General features: G+C 62.6%; 13 protein-coding genes. 7 read left to right on the forward strand and 6 right to left on the reverse strand.

The annotated features are described in order from the left end of the window. Positions 1–288: 288 nt before the first annotated feature. The 4 genes from PQQ96_RS31245 (at position 289) to PQQ96_RS31260 (ending at position 5803) form a co-directional block, all read left to right on the forward strand. Positions 289–1569, forward strand: coding sequence for a DUF445 domain-containing protein (locus PQQ96_RS31245; RefSeq protein ID WP_408299749.1), 1281 nt, complete (start codon positions 289–291; stop codon positions 1567–1569). Positions 1570–1701: 132 nt separating this feature from the next. Further along, positions 1702–3654, forward strand: a complete 1953-nt coding sequence (locus PQQ96_RS31250) for an AI-2E family transporter (protein ID WP_408299725.1) — start codon at positions 1702–1704, stop codon at positions 3652–3654. A gap of 220 nt (positions 3655–3874) precedes the next feature. Then, positions 3875–5593 (forward strand): FAD-dependent oxidoreductase, encoded by a 1719-nt coding sequence (locus tag PQQ96_RS31255; protein WP_408299726.1) that lies wholly within the window; start codon positions 3875–3877, stop codon positions 5591–5593. Positions 5594–5611: 18 nt separating this feature from the next. Then, the gene (locus PQQ96_RS31260; protein ID WP_408299728.1) at positions 5612–5803 is read left to right on the forward strand and encodes a hypothetical protein; all 192 of its coding nucleotides are present in this window, start codon (positions 5612–5614) and stop codon (positions 5801–5803) included. Between the two features lie 96 nt (positions 5804–5899). Here the strand turns inward: PQQ96_RS31260 and PQQ96_RS31265 are convergent, their stop codons facing one another. From PQQ96_RS31265 to PQQ96_RS31275, 3 genes are all read right to left on the reverse strand, one after another. After that, the gene (locus PQQ96_RS31265; RefSeq protein ID WP_408299730.1) at positions 5900–6883 is read right to left on the reverse strand and encodes a 2-dehydropantoate 2-reductase; all 984 of its coding nucleotides are present in this window, start codon (positions 6881–6883) and stop codon (positions 5900–5902) included. 89 nt (positions 6884–6972) lie between these two features. Then, entirely contained in the window at positions 6973–7764 is a 792-nt protein-coding gene (locus PQQ96_RS31270; RefSeq protein WP_408299731.1) for a class II aldolase/adducin family protein, read from the reverse strand. A gap of 64 nt (positions 7765–7828) precedes the next feature. Then, entirely contained in the window at positions 7829–9028 is a 1200-nt protein-coding gene (locus PQQ96_RS31275) for an amino acid aminotransferase (RefSeq protein ID WP_408299733.1), read from the reverse strand. A gap of 229 nt (positions 9029–9257) precedes the next feature. Between PQQ96_RS31275 and PQQ96_RS31280 the strand changes: the two genes are divergently transcribed. Continuing rightward, on the forward strand, positions 9258–10199 hold the full coding sequence (locus PQQ96_RS31280; RefSeq protein ID WP_408299735.1) for a LysR family transcriptional regulator: 942 nt from the start codon (positions 9258–9260) through the stop codon (positions 10197–10199). A gap of 95 nt (positions 10200–10294) precedes the next feature. Here PQQ96_RS31280 and PQQ96_RS31285 read toward each other — a convergent pair whose 3' ends face one another. Together PQQ96_RS31285 and PQQ96_RS31290 are read right to left on the reverse strand one after the other, a co-directional pair. Beyond that, entirely contained in the window at positions 10295–11113 is an 819-nt protein-coding gene (locus tag PQQ96_RS31285) for a helix-turn-helix transcriptional regulator (protein ID WP_408299737.1), read from the reverse strand. A 146-nt stretch (positions 11114–11259) separates the two neighbouring features. Next, a complete protein-coding gene (locus PQQ96_RS31290; protein WP_408299738.1) occupies positions 11260–12150 on the reverse strand; it encodes a LysR family transcriptional regulator in 891 nt (296 codons plus the stop codon). Positions 12151–12257: 107 nt separating this feature from the next. On the opposite strand from PQQ96_RS31290, the gene PQQ96_RS31295 reads away from it, so the two are divergent. Both PQQ96_RS31295 and PQQ96_RS31300 read left to right on the forward strand, forming a co-directional pair. After that, positions 12258–13484: an MFS transporter gene (locus tag PQQ96_RS31295; RefSeq protein ID WP_408299740.1), complete on the forward strand. Its 1227-nt coding sequence runs from the start codon at positions 12258–12260 to the stop codon at positions 13482–13484. Positions 13485–13516: 32 nt separating this feature from the next. Further along, positions 13517–14395, forward strand: a complete 879-nt coding sequence (locus tag PQQ96_RS31300; protein WP_408299742.1) for an alpha/beta fold hydrolase — start codon at positions 13517–13519, stop codon at positions 14393–14395. 139 nt (positions 14396–14534) lie between these two features. Here the strand turns inward: PQQ96_RS31300 and PQQ96_RS31305 are convergent, their stop codons facing one another. Then, entirely contained in the window at positions 14535–15431 is an 897-nt protein-coding gene (locus PQQ96_RS31305) for a MipA/OmpV family protein (RefSeq protein ID WP_408299744.1), read from the reverse strand. Positions 15432–15936: the final 505 nt, after the last annotated feature.

Below are 15936 nucleotides of genomic sequence, written 5' to 3' on the forward strand. Positions count from 1 at the left end.
TCAATTGCATCGTTGCTCAACATTCATTCGGCGCTCGATCAGCGCTCGTTCAACAACTATTTAGCGCCCGCGTGTGGTTCGCTCAGCACTCTTCTCGCGCCGGCTCAAGCCACTCGCACGGGCATCGCTTCGCAGTCTAACCGCAGATGTTACCGTGCCGACAGGTCAAAGCATGTCCCAAAGCCGTGCCACACTGGCCGGAACAGCGGCGCTACACTCGCGTTTCCGGACGACCACGAATCGCACCGCAACATGTCAATCGAATTGAACCCCGCCGCGCCGCTGCCAATGAACAAAGAAACCGAACTGAAGAAGGCCAAGCGCACCCCGTTACTGCTGCTGGCAGCCGCCGCTTGCGTTTTCGTCGTGACCGCCTTCATGCCGCGCGGCCTCTGGGTGGACGGCATCAAAGCGGTGGCCGAAGCCGCCATGGTCGGCGCACTCGCTGACTGGTTCGCCGTGGTCGCGCTGTTTCGCCGTGTGCCGATTCCAATCGTCTCCGCGCACACGGCGATCATTCCGAAGAACAAACACAAGATTGCCGACAACCTCGCGGTGTTCGTGCAGGACAAGTTTCTGGACGTGCCGTCGCTGGTCGGCCTGATCCAGAAACACGACCCGGCGCAAAGCATCACCGGCTGGCTGACGACGCCGGCCAATACCGCGCGTCTGGGCGACTACGTGGTCAAGCTGACAGGCGGAATTCTCGAATTGACCGACGACGTGCGCATCCAGGTCTTCATCAAGGACGCGTTGCGCGACGTGCTCGCCAAAGTCGATCTGTCGCAATCCATGGGCTCGATTCTCGACACGCTCACCAAAGACGGCCGTCATCAGGAATTGCTTGACGCCGGCATCGAACAGGTCGTGGCACTGTTGCACGAACCGCAGGCGCGCGAGTTTATCGCTGAGCGCATCGTCGAGTGGGTGAAGGGTGAATATCCCAAGATGGAGATGATCCTGCCGTCGGCGTGGCTCGGGGAAAAAGGCGCCGAAACGATCGCCAACGCAGTGAACCGTATGCTCGAGCAGATCAGCGAGAACCCCACGCATCAGTTGCGCCAGAAATTCGACGACGCGGCGCAAAAGCTGATCGTCAAACTCAAGAGCGATCCGGCGTTCCTGGAAAAAGGCGAGGAGCTGAAGCGTTATCTGGTGGAGGGCGAAGCCCTCAGCGCGTATGTGAAAGACATGTGGGGTGAATTGCGCGCATGGCTCAAACGCGATCTGCAAAGCAGCGATTCGGCCTTGCACGCCCGAGTGATGGCGATGGGCCAATGGGTCGGCCGCGAACTGGCGCACGACCCGGCGCTGCGTCAGTCGCTGAACGACCACCTGGAAGAAGCGGCGCGCGCCATGGCGCCCGACTTCGCCCAGTTCCTCACGCGCCATATCAGCGATACGGTTAAGAACTGGGACGCGCGCGAAATGTCACGGCAAATCGAGCTGAACATCGGCAAGGATTTGCAGTACATCCGCATCAACGGAACGATTGTGGGCGGCTTTATCGGCTTGCTGCTGTATGCGAGTTCGCAACTGTTCGAACTGTTGCGTTTGCACATGGGCTAAGGGAGTCGGTCGGCACACCTCAAAGCGCCTACAATCCAGGCATATGAATTGCTCAGGCGCTTTATCTGACTGCCGCCCTCCGCGCGTGCCCTCGGTAGCCGCGACAGCGCCACAACATCGAAACGTGTGCTCATGAAAATATCATTACCGCCGCATGGCCGGCCGAACCGCGTCTACCCGCCGGGCACGCCCAGTCTGCATGGTTTGGCGTCGATCATTACCGGCGTGGTGGTGGTGTGCGCACTGTACTTCGGCCGCGAGGTGTTGATCCCGATCACGCTCTCCGTGCTGCTCAGCTTTCTGCTGGCACCGCTGGTGCAGTCGTTGCGGCGCTTGCACATGGGTCAATTGCCGTCGATCTTTATCGCCGTGCTGTTCGCCCTCGCCACCTTGCTGGCGGTCGGCGGCCTGATCGGCGCCCAACTGGTGCAACTGGCGGGAGATCTGCCGCAGTATCAGGCGGCGATCGAGCAAAAGATCGAGACGGTGCAGGAGAAAACCGTCGGCCGGGCTGATTCGCTGATGAGCCGCGCCGCCGCCACGCTGCAACGCGTCGCGCCGAGCAAGCCGAGCCCGCCGCGCCTGACCGGACGCGCCGCGCGCAATGCGCCCCCGGTGCCGACGCCGGTCGAGGTGCACGAGCCGTCGCTCACGCCGATGCAACTCGCGCAACGCGCGCTGTCACCGGCCATTGCGCCGATCGAGACCACCTTCATCGTGCTGGTCGTCACGATCTTCATCCTGCTGCAGCGCGAAGATCTGCGCGACCGTTTGATCAGTCTGTTCGGCTCGCGCGATCTGCACCGCACCACCACGGCGATCAACGACGCCGCCGGGCGGCTGAGCCGCTATTTCGTCGCGCAACTGGGCGTGAACCTCAGCGCGGGCGGGATCATCGCCATCGGTCTGGCCATCATTGGCGTGCCGGGGGCGCTGCTGTTCGGCGTGATTGCAGCCTTGCTGCGCTTCGTGCCGTACATCGGCATCTGGATCGCCGCGATTCTTGCCGTGTTTCTCGCCGCCGCCATCCAGCCGCAATGGACCATGGCGGTCTATACGCTGATCCTGTTCATCGTCGTCGATGTGGTGGCGGGACAAATTGCGGAGCCGCTGCTGTACGGTCACCGATCCGGGTTGTCGCCGCTGGCGGTGGTGGTGGCGGCGATCTTCTGGAGCTGGCTGTGGGGACCGATCGGCCTCGTCCTGTCCACGCCGCTCACACTGTGTGTCGTCACGCTGGGCCGCTACGCCGATCGTCTGAACTTTCTCACGGTGCTGCTGGGCGACCAGCCCGCATTGACGCCCGCGCAGACCTTCTATCAGCGGATTCTGGCGGACGATCCGCATGAAGCCATCGTGCAGGCCGAGCGCCTGCTGCGAGAGATGTCGCTGATCGATTACTACGACAAGGTCGCGCTGGAGGGTCTCAAGCTCGCGCGTAACGACGCGATGCGCGGGGTGTTGATGCCCGAGCAGCTGGCGCGGATCAACGACGCGCTGGTCGATATCGTCGAGAACCTGGAAATCGCCGACGGACTGCCGGACCGCCTGTCGCGCGCGGAACCGGCCGACTCGGCTGGGGCGATGCTGGCTTCAGCATCGGCTGATCTTTCGGAGCGGCAGGACAGCCATATTTCGGCTCGCCCGCAGTCGCGCCATGAAAGCGAAAAGACGTCGGTGCTGTGCGTCCCCGGACGCGGCGCATTCGACGAAGTGACCACCGCGATCGCCGTGCAATTGCTTGGCCGCCAGGGACTCGCGCCGATGATGGCCACGCACTCGGGTTATCGCAGCGCACATGCCGACGAACCGAGCTTCAAGGACGCGCCGATCATCTGCATCATCTCGCTCGACGCGCCGGATTCGCCGCCGTATCTGCGCAATATGCTGCGGCGTACACGGGAATGGCGGCCGCGGGCGACGCTGGTGGTCGGGATCGGGGGCGCCCCAGAAGGCGGCCCGGAGATGGGCGCGACCGGCGCGTCTCATGCGGCGCCGACGTTCCGCGCGATGATCGAGGAATGCCTGGTCGCCGGGAGCGTGCAGTACACGCGCCAGCCTTCGCATGCGGCTGGGGCGGATTGAGGTCGTCTGCGCGGTCCCCGCATGATTGAACAAGAAAAGCCGCGAGGTGCTGGAGCACTCGCGGCTTTTCTATATGTAATGCGCCAGCGCGATGTACCCAAAATGAGGACAGGCACGCGCCACCCCTCCTTCATACTTCACCTATCGATTCGCACCGCCTCCAGAGCGCGCTCAAGCGCCGGCGGGCAATCCATCGGCATCGAAGATCCAGGAGACACGCATGAGCCGCAGCTTCAAACCCTATCCGTTCACGCCTCGTTACTATGCGGGCGTGGTGCCGCCGCTGGTCGACGGGCGTGATCCCGTGCGGCGCGCCGTTGCAATTGTCGGCGGTGGCCCGGTCGGCATGACGCTGGCGCTCGCGCTGGCTCGCCAGGGCGAGCGCTCAGTGCTGATCGAAGCCGACGACGGTGTCTGCACCGGCAGCCGCGCGATCTGCATTTCGCGCCGAAGCCTGGAGATTTTCAAACGCCTGGGCGCAGTGGACGGTTTCCTGCAAAAAGGCCTGCCATGGACGGGTGGCCGCAGTTTCTACCGCGATGCCGAAGTGTTCCGCTTCGCCATGCATCAGGACGACGAGCAATCGCTCCCGCCGATGATCAACATCGCGCAATACCAGATCGAACAGTTGCTGCTCGACGAAGTGGAACAGCATGCCGATCTGATCGACATCCGCTGGCAAACCCGCGTGACCGGCATCGAACAGCAGGCCGACGATGGCACCGCCGGCGCTACGCTCGACCTAAGCACCGGCGACACCAGTTGGAAAATGCGTGCCGATTGGGTTGTCGCGTGCGACGGCGGCCGCAGCACGATTCGCGAGGCGCTCGGCCTCAAGCTCACCGGCACGACGTACGAAGGCCGTTACGTGATCGTCGATATCGAACTGAAGAGCGAGCGCGCCACCGAGCGTCTGGCATACTTCGATCCGCCCTCCAATCCCGGTTCGACGGTGCTGGTGCACAAGCAGCCCGACAACGTCTGGCGCATCGACTACCAGCTTCGCGACGATGAAGACCCGGAGGCTGCTGTCAAACCCGAAAACGTCATGCCACGCGTGCAGAGCGTGCTCGACTCGATGGGCGAAACAGGCGAATGGTCGCCGATCTGGATCACCGTCTACAAGGCCAACGCCTTGACGCTCGAACGCTACCGCCACGGCTCGGTGCTGTTCGCGGGCGATGCCGCGCATCTCGTGCCGATTTTCGGCGTGCGCGGCGCGAATTCCGGTATCGACGACGCCGACAATCTCGGCTGGAAACTCGCTTGTGTGGTCAACGGCATTGCGTCGGACCGTCTGCTCGACAGCTATAGCGACGAGCGCGTTTTCGCGGCGCGTGAGAATCTGAGCTACGGGATGAAGAGCACGGAATTCATGGCGCCGCCGTCGTTCGCATTCGACTTGATGCGCTCGGCCGTGCTAGGACTTGCCGAGCATCATCCTGCCGTGCGGCCGCTGATCAATCCGCGCCAGACACATGCGATTACGTATACCCAGTCGCCGCTCAATCAGGTCGCGGCTGTTGCATCGGGCGCGTTCGTCAAAGGTCCGGCGCCCGGCACGGTACTGCCGGAATGCCGTCTTCAACGCATGTGCGATGGCGTCGCGATGGATATCCACCTCACCGATCTGCTTGGACCATGCTTCACCGCACTTCGCTTCGGCGCGGACGGGGCGCAAGACGATGCATGGCAGCAATTGCAGCACGCGCTCGGCGAATACAGCATTCCGTTCAAAGCGGTCACGCTGATCCCGGGCGATGCGCCGCGCGCCACCAGCCCGCATGTGATCGATCCGGCGGGCCGCTTGCACGAGATGCTCGACGCGACGCCGGGCAGCGTCTACCTGATCAGGCCGGACGGTCATGTGCTCGCCCGCTGGCGCAACGGCAGCGCGGCGAACGTGCAAAGCGCCGTGACGGCCAGCCTGACGAACTGACGCAAGAGGACCCAAACCATGACCGATAGCGAACTCGACCTCGTCTACACGACGCTCTGCAAGATACTGACCGCTGAAGGTGAAGCGCAAGCGCCTTTGTATCTGGCACGCCTTGCGCTGCTATGCATGACGGAACTCGACGACACGCAACGGGTGTTGTCGTTGATCGAGGCGGCGAAGCTACCGCCGGCTTCCGAAGTGGCTGCCTAATGCGACGGGAGTACGATGCGACGCCGAAGAAGTAAGACATAAGATAAAAAAACCGCCCCGTTAACAACCCGGGGCGGCTTCTTCTCATAACACAGTTCACTGTCTCGGATACAACCCCAACGTACTTGCATGCAGGCGCGCGAGCCCAAGCAACGCGTCCGTGTACGGCGTCGGCACATCGGTAAGCTGCCCCAGTTCACGCACGGCGGCCACCAGCGCATCGAGTTCGACCGCCTTGCCGGCCTGCACATCCTGCAGCATCGAGGTTTTCATCGCGCCGAGTTTGAGCGTGACCTCGTGGCGATCCGCCGGCGCCTGCTCGATAGGAATACCGAAGCGCGCGCCGATCTCCTTCGCTTCCAGCATGATGCTCGTCACGAAGTTGCGCACCAGTTCGTCGCTGAGAATCCGGTCAGTGGTCGCGCCGGTGATGGCGCTGATCGGATTCATCGTCATGTTGCCCCACAGCTTGTACCAGACGTCACGCTGAATCTGCTCCGACATTGCCGCATTGAAGCCCGCCGCGGCCAGTGTGGCGGTCAGCGCTTTGACGCGTTCGCCCGATTGCCCCGACGCCTCGCCGACGATCAACCCGTTGCCCTGATGATGCCTGATGACACCTGGCGACTCGATGAGACAGCTGGCATGCACCACGCAGCCCACCGTCTGTGCGGTCGGAATCGCCGCCGCGATCGCGCCGTCAGGATCGATCGACGTTAGCCGCTTGCCGGCGAAATCACGGCCGAGTCCGTCGCAGAACCACCATGGCACGCCGTTCATCGCTGTCAGCACGATCGTCTGCGGGTTCAGCAGCGGCGCGATATGCGCGGCCACCGACGCCATGGCCGGGCCCTTCACCGCCACCACGACGAGGTCCTGCACGCCGAGATCCGCCGCCTGTTCGCTCGCCTTCACCTTTACGGTGTGCGTCACGCCGCCTTCAATCAGACGCAAGCCGTGCTGCTGCAACGCACCGAGCGTCGCGCCGCGCGCCACCACGCTCACGTCATGGCCGGCCTGCGCAAGCTTCACGCCCATCCAGCCACCGATCGCGCCGGCACCGTAGATTCCTACTTTCATCGTTTCAATCCTTGCTTTAATCCTCGGGTCAATCTTCGCCTCAATACTTGCGTTAGTGCTCGCCTCAGTTCTCGCTCGAGTTCCTCGCGTTAGTCCCTATAGCTCGCGTCGATGCGATCCACGCGCCGCACTAACGCGTCAAACACATCCTGTCCCGCACCGTGACGCGGATCGAACTGCAATGCGTCGCGCGTACAGCGGATCGCCACTTCTTCCGGCACCGGCCGCGCCCGGCCCATCGAGAACGTGGCCATCTGGATTTCGCACGCGCGGTTGAGCGTCCACAGGATAGCGAAAGTCTGCGGCAACGTGTGGCCCCATGCAAGCAGGCCATGGTTGCGCAGGATCACCGCCTGCCTATTGCCGATATGTTCGAGCAGGCGCGGCCCTTCTTCCGCATGCACCGTGATGCCTTCAAAGTCGTGATACGCGATGCGGTCATGCAACTGCGCGCTATAAAAGTTGGTTTGCTCCAGGCCACCTTCGAGACAGGCCACCGCGACGCCTGCCGTCGTGTGCGTGTGCATCACGCAATGCGCATCCGGCAAGCCTTCGTGAATCGCCGCATGCACGACAAAACCAGCGGGATTCACCGGATACCGCGAGTTGTCGAGCACGCGTCCTTGCGCGTCGATCTTCACGAGATTGCTCGCTGTCACTTCGCTGTAGTGCAGACCGAATGGGTTGATCAGGAAGTGGCGCTCACCGCCACTGACGCTCGCCGGCACCCGCAACGTGATGTGGTTGTAGATCATCTCGGTCCAGCCGAGCATATCGAAGATGCGATAGCACGCCGCCAGTTGTACGCGTGCCTGCCATTCGTCGGGATGCATCGTGGTGGACTTCGGCGGGCTTGCCGGTTGTAATTCAAGAGTCGTCATCAGGGTCTCCGTTGTTATCGTTCGCTTTTCGTTCGTTGTGCCCGGCCGTTGCGGGCAACAGGCGTTATGCGCCCGCCACCACCGCCGCGATCGACGACGCCACATAGTCAGCGTTGCGCGCATTCAATCCGGCGACGCACATGCGCCCCGAACGCAACAAATACACGGCGTATTCGCTGCACAAACGCTCAACTTGGGCCTCACTCAAGCCCGTATAGGTGAACATGCCGCGCTGCGCGACGTAACGCGCGCGCATCACTTCATCGACGCGGCCTGCCAGGCCTTCGTGGATGGTGCCGCGCATGGCGAGAATCCGGTCGCGCATAGCGGCGAGCTCCGCTTCCCATGAAGCACGCAAGGACGCGTCCGACAGCACATTGGCGACGAGGCGAGCGCCGTGCGTCGGCGGATTGCTGTAATTGGCGCGCACAGTCGACATCAATTGCCCGAGCACGCGAGCCGCTTCTTCGTTGCTCTTGCAGACAACGCTCAATGTGCCGCAACGCTCGCCGTACAGCGAGAAATTCTTCGAAAACGAATTGGCGGCAATCAACGGCACCCCCGCATCGGCGAGCAGGCGCACGCAGGCAGCGTCCTCCTCGAGACCTGCGCCGAAACCTTGATAGGCCATGTCGACAAACGCAATCAGTTTGCGGCGCTGCAAAACCGGCACCAGTTCCGCCCATTGCGCGGGGCTCAGGTCGACGCCGGTCGGGTTATGGCAGCACGCGTGGAGCAGCACGATGCTCTGCTCCGGCAAGCGGCCGATCTTGTCGATCATGTCGGCGAAACGCAGGCCACCGGTCTGTTCGTCGTAATAGGGATAGGTGTTGACCGTGAGACCCGCGCCTTCGAACACCACGCGATGGTTTTCCCAGCTCGGATCGCTGATCCATATCTGCGAGGCCGGAAAATAGCGTTTCAGAAAATCCGCGCCAACTTTCAGTGCACCTGAGCCGCCGATGGTCTGCAAGGTCGCGATGCGGCCCGCTGCACGCGCTTCGCTGTCCGCGCCGAACACCAGCGCCTGTGCTGCGTCGCGGTAAAGCGGCAGGCCCGCCATCGGCAGGTAGGAGCGCGGGCCGATCGAACCGAGCAGCGCGGTTTCGGCACGCCGCACCGCGTCCATCACCGGCAGCTTGCCGGCATCGTCGAAATAGATGCCGATGCTCAGGTTGACCTTGTTGGGCCGCGGATCGAGTTGAAAATCCTCGTTCAGGCTCAGAATCGGGTCGCCGGGATAGGCGGGAATGTGGTCGAACATGGCAATTCCTTGAGTGGAGCCCCGCATGTGGCCTGGCTGTGGCCTGCGTATACCCTTGGATGCGGCCCTGAACGTGGACTCTTGCAGCCGGGTCGTAGCCGCGTGGGCGAGACGAAAGTCTAAGCGGGTTTCCGGCTTCGCGTCGACCAGGACAAGTCTCGGCCAATGGCTCGCCGCACACAATCAATCGATTTTTCACGATTAGTAAGTTTTTCTTTAGAATCGCCTGATGCCACTCACACGCGTCACCATCCGTCAGTTCGAAGCGTTTCTCGCCATCGTCGATTTGCACAGCATCGGCGCGGCGGCGGAACGGCTCGGGCTGACCTCGTCGGCGGTCAGCCAGTTGCTGGCCGAACTGGAAACGGAACTGGGCTTTCGCCTTTTCGACCGTACGACGCGGCGCGTCAATCTGTCCAGCGCGGGGCAGGATTTTCTATCGTCGGCCGAATCGGTGTTGCGCTATGTGCGCGCCGCCGCCCAATCCGCCGACGACATCCGCAATCGCGCGGCCGGCATCGTGCGCGTCGGCGCGCCGCTGGTGCTCGCGGCGACCGCGTTGCCGGCGGCGATCGCCGAGTATGCGCGCGACAAACCGAAAGTGGTCGTGCGCATTTGCGACACCGTGGTCGAACAGTTGCTGGAGCGCGTGGAAAGCGGCGACGTGGACCTGGCGATCGGTCCGGATCGGCAAAGCGGCACGCGGGTGCGTTGCGATCCGGCCTTCGCGAGCCCGTGGGTGATGTGGTGCGCCCCAACCCATCCGTTGGCCGTGCGGCGCCGGGTGCAGTGGCAGCATTTGCGCGGCGTGCCCATTGTTGCCACCGGGCGCGATCACGAGCGCGCTGTCGAACAGATGCTCGCTAATCTGCCGGTGGAGGCGCGCATCATTCCGGTGGACGTGGTCGACAACGTCACGACGGCGTTCGGTCTCGCTTCACAGGGGCTTGCCGTGACGCTCGCGCCCGCCTACGTCGCGCCGCTCGCGCGAACCTTCGGTCTGGTGATGAAGCGGATCGTCGACCCGGAGACTATCCGCGAGGTCTGCGTGTATCGCTCGACCGAACGCGCGCTGTCGCCGCCCGCAGACGGTTTCGCGGATTTCATCATGCCGTGGCTGAAGCGCTGGGATCGTGAGACGCAGGCCGATGCGCTGGCGAAGCGCGGGTGATTTCAGGTGCTAGTTCAACGGCGCTTCGGCGGTTCTTCTGGCTGCCGATCAACTTCATCACAGCCAATCTACTGCCGCAACGCCGTCGCACCGGATCAGGACCGCTCAGGCAGCAGGCATAGCGCGAACAACTGGCGCTGGCTGGAGATACCCAGCCGCGCGTAAGCCCGCTTCTGATACGTAACGACGCTGGTGGCCTTGATGCCCATTTGCTCGCCAATCTCGGCGGCGCTCGCGCCTTCGAGCGTGCCGCGCAGCACGTCGATCTCGCGCGGCGTCAGCGCCGGGCAGGCGCGTCTGACGCGTGCCAGCATCGCGGCGGCCGTCCCTTGCTGATGCTGTCCGTTGAGGGCGTAATGGCTTTTCGCCGCGTGCGCGAACAGGTGCGCCATGCTCTCCACATGCTCGAGTTCACCTGGCTGAAACATGCCATAGGCACTGTCACGATACAGATTGATCGACAGCCAGACACTTTCCATGGGTTGCAGGAGCAACGATAGCCGGTCCGACACGTTGGGCTGCGCGTAGCACGCAGCGCGATAGGCTTCGTTTTCGATTTCTTCGCTTTGCTGCTGATGCAGCACTAACGCTTCGTGCGGCTGCCTCGCTTGCGGGCGGCCGACGATGGCGCGGTTGCCGTCGAGCGCATAAAAATGCGTAGCGTAGCGGTCAGCGACATCACGCAGAAACCGGCCGCCGCGATGGTCGGCGGCGGAGACGGTGCGCGGCCTCGCGTCGAATTCGTAGGCGAAAATCGTGCACTGCGCAACGGGAAGCGTGTCGCCGACGGTTTTCAGAATGCTTGCAGCGAGCGCGTCCGGGTCGGCATGTGAAATCGACATGACGAGGTCGGTAACACGCGATGTGTTGATGTGCCCGCTGCGGGGCGGTGTCGATATGCGCCAGGAACGCATGATAAAGGCGGGGTCGCAGTGCGTGGGTTTCGATCTGGCAAGCGTAGCACAATGGCGCATCGTACCTTCTGCTGCGCGGCGTTGACGGCTGCGCAGTTCGCCTGGCGCGGCCAGCGTTCACGTGAATCCGGCTGTTGACTAGAAAACTACAGCGCCCCCAATTTGACAGCAAGGAAATCGACCAACAGCCGCGTCCTCTGCGGCAACCGCCGCGTCTTCGCCCACATCGCATGCAACGGCAAGGGGGTCAGCTGATAATCCGCCAGCAAAACCTCAACCCGTCCGGCCTCGACCCATTCCTGAATCTGCCAGAAGGCCGCAACCCCGACCCCCATCCCGCCCAGCACACCGGCGTTCACGGCAGCCACCTGATTGCTGTCGAAGCGCCCTGCCACGTTCACCGCAATCTCGTTGCCGTCGGCAGACGTCATCACCCACCGGCCAGGATGCGGCACACCCGTTCGAACGACACAGTCGTGTCGCGCCAAATCCCGCGGATGCGACGGTCTGCCGTGTTCGGCAAGATAAGCGGGCGCGGCGAACACCACCCGCCGCAGCGTGCCGATCCGTCGCGCCACCAGCCGTGAATCAGGCATTTCGCCGATACGGATCGTCACATCCGCACCGGTTTCGACGGGATCGCGATACTCGTCGCTCAGATCGAGTGACAACTCCAGTTGCGGATGGCGCTGCAAAAACTCCGCGGCGAGCGGCGCAATGAATTTCGGTCCGAATAGCGTCGGTGCATTGATCAGCATGCGGCCGGTGAGCCGGTGCGCTTCCTCCGCCAGTTCGGTGCGCGCCAGTTCGAGTTCGGCCAGCGCGCCTTTGACGCGCTCGTAAAAGCGCATGCCGGCCGCACTCGGTTGCGAAGTGCGTGTCGTTCGGACGATCAAGGTCGATCCGTGCGACCGCTCCAGCACCTGCAGCGACCGGCTGACGGCCTGTAACGACCGGTCAAGCCGGCGCGCGGCGCTCGTCAGACTGCCCTCCTCGACGATCGCCACCAAGGTTTCCAGATCGCGCAATGCGTCCATCGCCGATTCTCCCGTTTTTCGTGAGGATGTATCAAATTCAGTGCGAATTGTGTTTGTCTGACGTGAGAGTAGCATCGGTCCACCTTCACTTGACTGCCAACCCGACGATGGACTCTCCCACGATCCAATGCCAGACCGCAGCCCGAACAGCCACGCCGCCGGTACAAAACGTACCGACCGTCCGCTTCGCCGCGATGGTCGCGGTCGCCGTGCTGCCCCTGTACGCGTCACAAACCCTGGTCGGCCCGCTCAACGCCTCGCTGCATCTCGGCGCATGGACCACGCTCGTCACCGCATTGACGTTGTTGGGCTACGCGGTCGGCCTGGTTGGGCTCGTTCCGCTGATCGACCGCTTGCCGAATCGGCCCTTGATTGCGGCGACGCTGTTCGCACAGATCGCGTGTCTCGCCCTGGCCGCTATCGCGCCGTTCGCCCCGGTGTTTCTGGCGGCATCGTTCGCCGTCGGCGTGACATCGAGCGTCGTGCAGATGCTGGTGCCCGCGGCAGCGTCGCTCGCGCCACCGGCTTCGCGCGGCAAAGTCGTCGGCAATGTGATGAGCGGTCTGATGCTGGGCATTCTGTTATCGCGGCCGCTTGCCAGTGTGATTGGCGGTGCACTCGGCTGGCGTGCGTTTTACGCGGCCGACGCCCTGCTGCTCGCCGCCGTCACGCTCGCCGTGGTGCCGCGTTTGCCGGATAGTCGCCCTCACGGTGCGCCGCCCTATGCCGCGCTGTTGACGTCGATGGTGAGGCTGGTAGCGCAGGAGCCCGTGCTGCGCCGGCGGGCGTTGTACCAGGGCCTGCTTATGGCCGGTTTCAATGCGTTCTGGAGCAGCGTTGCCATTGTTCTGACGCGCGCACCGCTCGGTCTGAACAGTACCTCCGTCGCGCTCTTTGCGTTAGCCGGCGGCAGCAGCGTGTTCATCGCGCCGTTGGCGGGCCGTGCCGGAGACAGGGGCTGGTCGAAGCCCGCCAGCATGCTCGCGCATGCGGTCGCCATCGCGGCCGCGCTGATGGCGGCATTGGCGTTGACCTCAGGTGTGTCGCGTACCACATCGATCGCAATGCTGGCCGTCGCTGCATTCTTTCTCGACGGCGGTGTGATTGCCGATCAGGCGCTTGGCCGGCGCGCGATCAATCTGCTTGCGCCCGAATCACGTGGCCGGGTGAACGGGCTCTATACCGGGCTCTTTTTCGTCGGCAGCGCGATAGGCGCCACCATCGCCGGGCCAGCGCTCGCGCGTTGGGGCTGGCCGGGTGTCTGCATCGCTGCATTGGGCTTTTTTGTCGCGGCGGCGGGACTGCATCTGCGCGACAGTTCGCGCGGCGCATGATCGATCTTACAAACGATTGAAGGAGCATGTTCATGACATCCACACGCACCGGGATGCGCTATCGCAGCATCGAGATCGACGGTCTCGACATTTTCTACCGCGAAACCGGGCCGCGCGATGCGCCGGTGATTCTGCTGCTGCACGGGTTCCCGTCGTCGTCGCGAATGTACGAGACGCTGATGCCGTTGCTCGCGCAAGACTACCGGCTGATCGCGCCGGATTACCCGGGTTTCGGCCACAGCAGCGCACCCTCGCCCGACGCGTTCGAGTACACCTTTGACCACCTCGCCGATGTGATGACACGTTTCATCGATGCACTGGAACTGAAGCGCTATACGCTGGTGATGCAGGACTACGGAGGTCCGGTGGGCTTCCGGCTTGCACTTTCGAACCCTGAGCGTGTTGAGGCATTGGTAGTGCAAAACGCAGTCGCACACGAAACGGGCCTCGGTCCGTTATGGCAAACGCGCAAGGCATTCTGGAACGATCGCGCAACGCATGAAGCTGCGTTGCGCGCGAATCTGCTTTCGTTTGAGGCGACACGGTTGCGGCATGTTGGACGTAGTCCGAATGCCGATCGTTACGATCCGGATACCTGGACTGATGAATTTGCGTTTCTATCGCGGGCCGGACAGATCGATATTCAGACTGAGCTCTTCTATGACTACCGGACGAATGTCGAGCGGTATCCGCTATGGCAGCGATATCTGGAGGAACGTCAGCCCCCTTTGCTTGTAGTGTGGGGAAAGTACGATCCTTCATTCGAAGTGGAAGGCGCTCACGCGTATTGCGGCAATGTGCCCAGCGCCGAAGTGCATCTGCTTGAAGGTGGGCACTTTGTGCTGGATGAAGCAGTCGATCAGGTTGCGGCACTGATGACTCAGTTTCTTGCTGCGCGGCGGGCACGCTAGTCTGTCTGTTTTTCCTTGGGAGGTGGCCTGGTTGTATGCGCAACGACTGAGAAAGACACTCACTATCGCCCAGTAAAGAACCCCCGCACCAACGTCATCGCAGCACGTTGGCCCAAGACCCAACCGCAGGAACGCTGCATCAGAAGCGGTAATTGATGGAGATATCGGCCACACCGGTGGCCCTGCTGTGCGTAATCGGACTATTGCCCGCGCTGCCGACCAGTTGTTCGAATGCGCCGTCGGCAGTGGCAAACCAGTGCTTGTCGAACAGCCACACTGCGCTAATGCCGAAACCCACCGACTTGAAACCCGCACTCGCGTGATACTCCGAGTATTGCGAGTGCGCCGCCTGATTCTGATTCACACCGTACCAGGCATTCATGTAATTAGAGTCCGCGATTGACACGTTCGGCCCGGCGAACCAGAAGAATTTTTTGGTGCTGCCGGGCATCGGCAGATAGGCGCCGAGATCGCCGATCCAGCCGTTCGAGCCACCAAAATAGCGCCGGATGTCGGCGCGCAGCACAAGCGGGAAATCCTTCGAGACGACATATTCCCCGGAGAGTTTGGCGCCCGGCGCCGGATTGATGTTGCCGAGGCCGTTCAATTCCTCCGGATCGTCGTGCGCACGACGCCCGAGATCGTAGACGGCCGCGAGACTCATGCGCCAGTTCTGCCCCTGCGCGAAGTTGACCCCAAGGCCCTCGCCGCTCGAAAAGAAGAACAGGTCCTTGTAGCGCACGTCGATGCTCGGACCGGCCATCACGTGATACCGGTCGGAGCCCTCATAACGCGGCTGGAACGACGTCGCCGCGCCAAATCGCACCTGCCAGTCGGGAATATTCGGCTGCCACAGCTTCTGCAGCGGAATGCCCACGGAGTACTGCCATTCACCCAGCGGCGAAGGGGTTTGGGCCACGGCCGAACCCGGCAGAGCACCGATTCCGCCGAGGGCCACGGCGACCAGAGATGTTGCCGCGATGCTTGTTGGTTTTTTGCGGATCTTGCCGATCCGCTTTCTACGGCTGATCAACACCAGAAGCCTCCGTTCTCGCGTATCGCGAAGGGATTGAGGTTCTCACCCGAGGTCTGCAATGGATTGCAACCATCCGGGCGACCGCCGCGTTGCTACGCGCGGCATGTAATTCTTTCAGCAGGCGACACGCATTGCCCGGCAAAACGCACTGCCCGAACCTGATGCCAGCCCCTTAATTGGGCTTTTACACGAAAAGATACGTGCGAAAGATTGGGCGACGCACGCTCCTGTGCAAAATGCGGGCCTGGTCACTGGAAAGCCGGCTTGGTTCGGGTTGAGTTGGGTCAACCCGATCTGGGTCGAACAGCAGAATAACAAGACAGACCGACGGACGCTGGCAAGCGTGCCGTGGCGATGATGAGAGGCAGAATACAGCCACAAAAAAGCGGCCGGCGCCGCACAATGCGGCGCCGGCCCTAAAGGATTAGCGCTGGCGGGGCACTCACCGCTTTATAGCGCCGCTCTATTAGTTTGTTTTATTGCGCTACTGGACTGCGCCGATTGA

It is taken from the genome of Paraburkholderia sediminicola (assembly GCF_046027825.1).
Lineage (GTDB): Bacteria > Pseudomonadota > Gammaproteobacteria > Burkholderiales > Burkholderiaceae > Paraburkholderia > Paraburkholderia sediminicola_D.

Coding starts and splice junctions, on each gene's coding strand:
- PQQ96_RS31245 (WP_408299749.1), top strand. CDS start 289: ATGAACAAAGAAACCGAACTGAAGAAGGCCAAGCGCACCCCGTTACTG.
- PQQ96_RS31250 (WP_408299725.1), top strand. CDS start 1,702: ATGAAAATATCATTACCGCCGCATGGCCGGCCGAACCGCGTCTACCCG.
- PQQ96_RS31255 (WP_408299726.1), top strand. CDS start 3,875: ATGAGCCGCAGCTTCAAACCCTATCCGTTCACGCCTCGTTACTATGCG.
- PQQ96_RS31260 (WP_408299728.1), top strand. CDS start 5,612: ATGACCGATAGCGAACTCGACCTCGTCTACACGACGCTCTGCAAGATA.
- PQQ96_RS31265 (WP_408299730.1), bottom strand. CDS start 6,883: ATGAAAGTAGGAATCTACGGTGCCGGCGCGATCGGTGGCTGGATGGGC.
- PQQ96_RS31270 (WP_408299731.1), bottom strand. CDS start 7,764: ATGACGACTCTTGAATTACAACCGGCAAGCCCGCCGAAGTCCACCACG.
- PQQ96_RS31275 (WP_408299733.1), bottom strand. CDS start 9,028: ATGTTCGACCACATTCCCGCCTATCCCGGCGACCCGATTCTGAGCCTG.
- PQQ96_RS31280 (WP_408299735.1), top strand. CDS start 9,258: ATGCCACTCACACGCGTCACCATCCGTCAGTTCGAAGCGTTTCTCGCC.
- PQQ96_RS31285 (WP_408299737.1), bottom strand. CDS start 11,113: ATGCGTTCCTGGCGCATATCGACACCGCCCCGCAGCGGGCACATCAAC.
- PQQ96_RS31290 (WP_408299738.1), bottom strand. CDS start 12,150: ATGGACGCATTGCGCGATCTGGAAACCTTGGTGGCGATCGTCGAGGAG.
- PQQ96_RS31295 (WP_408299740.1), top strand. CDS start 12,258: ATGGACTCTCCCACGATCCAATGCCAGACCGCAGCCCGAACAGCCACG.
- PQQ96_RS31300 (WP_408299742.1), top strand. CDS start 13,517: ATGACATCCACACGCACCGGGATGCGCTATCGCAGCATCGAGATCGAC.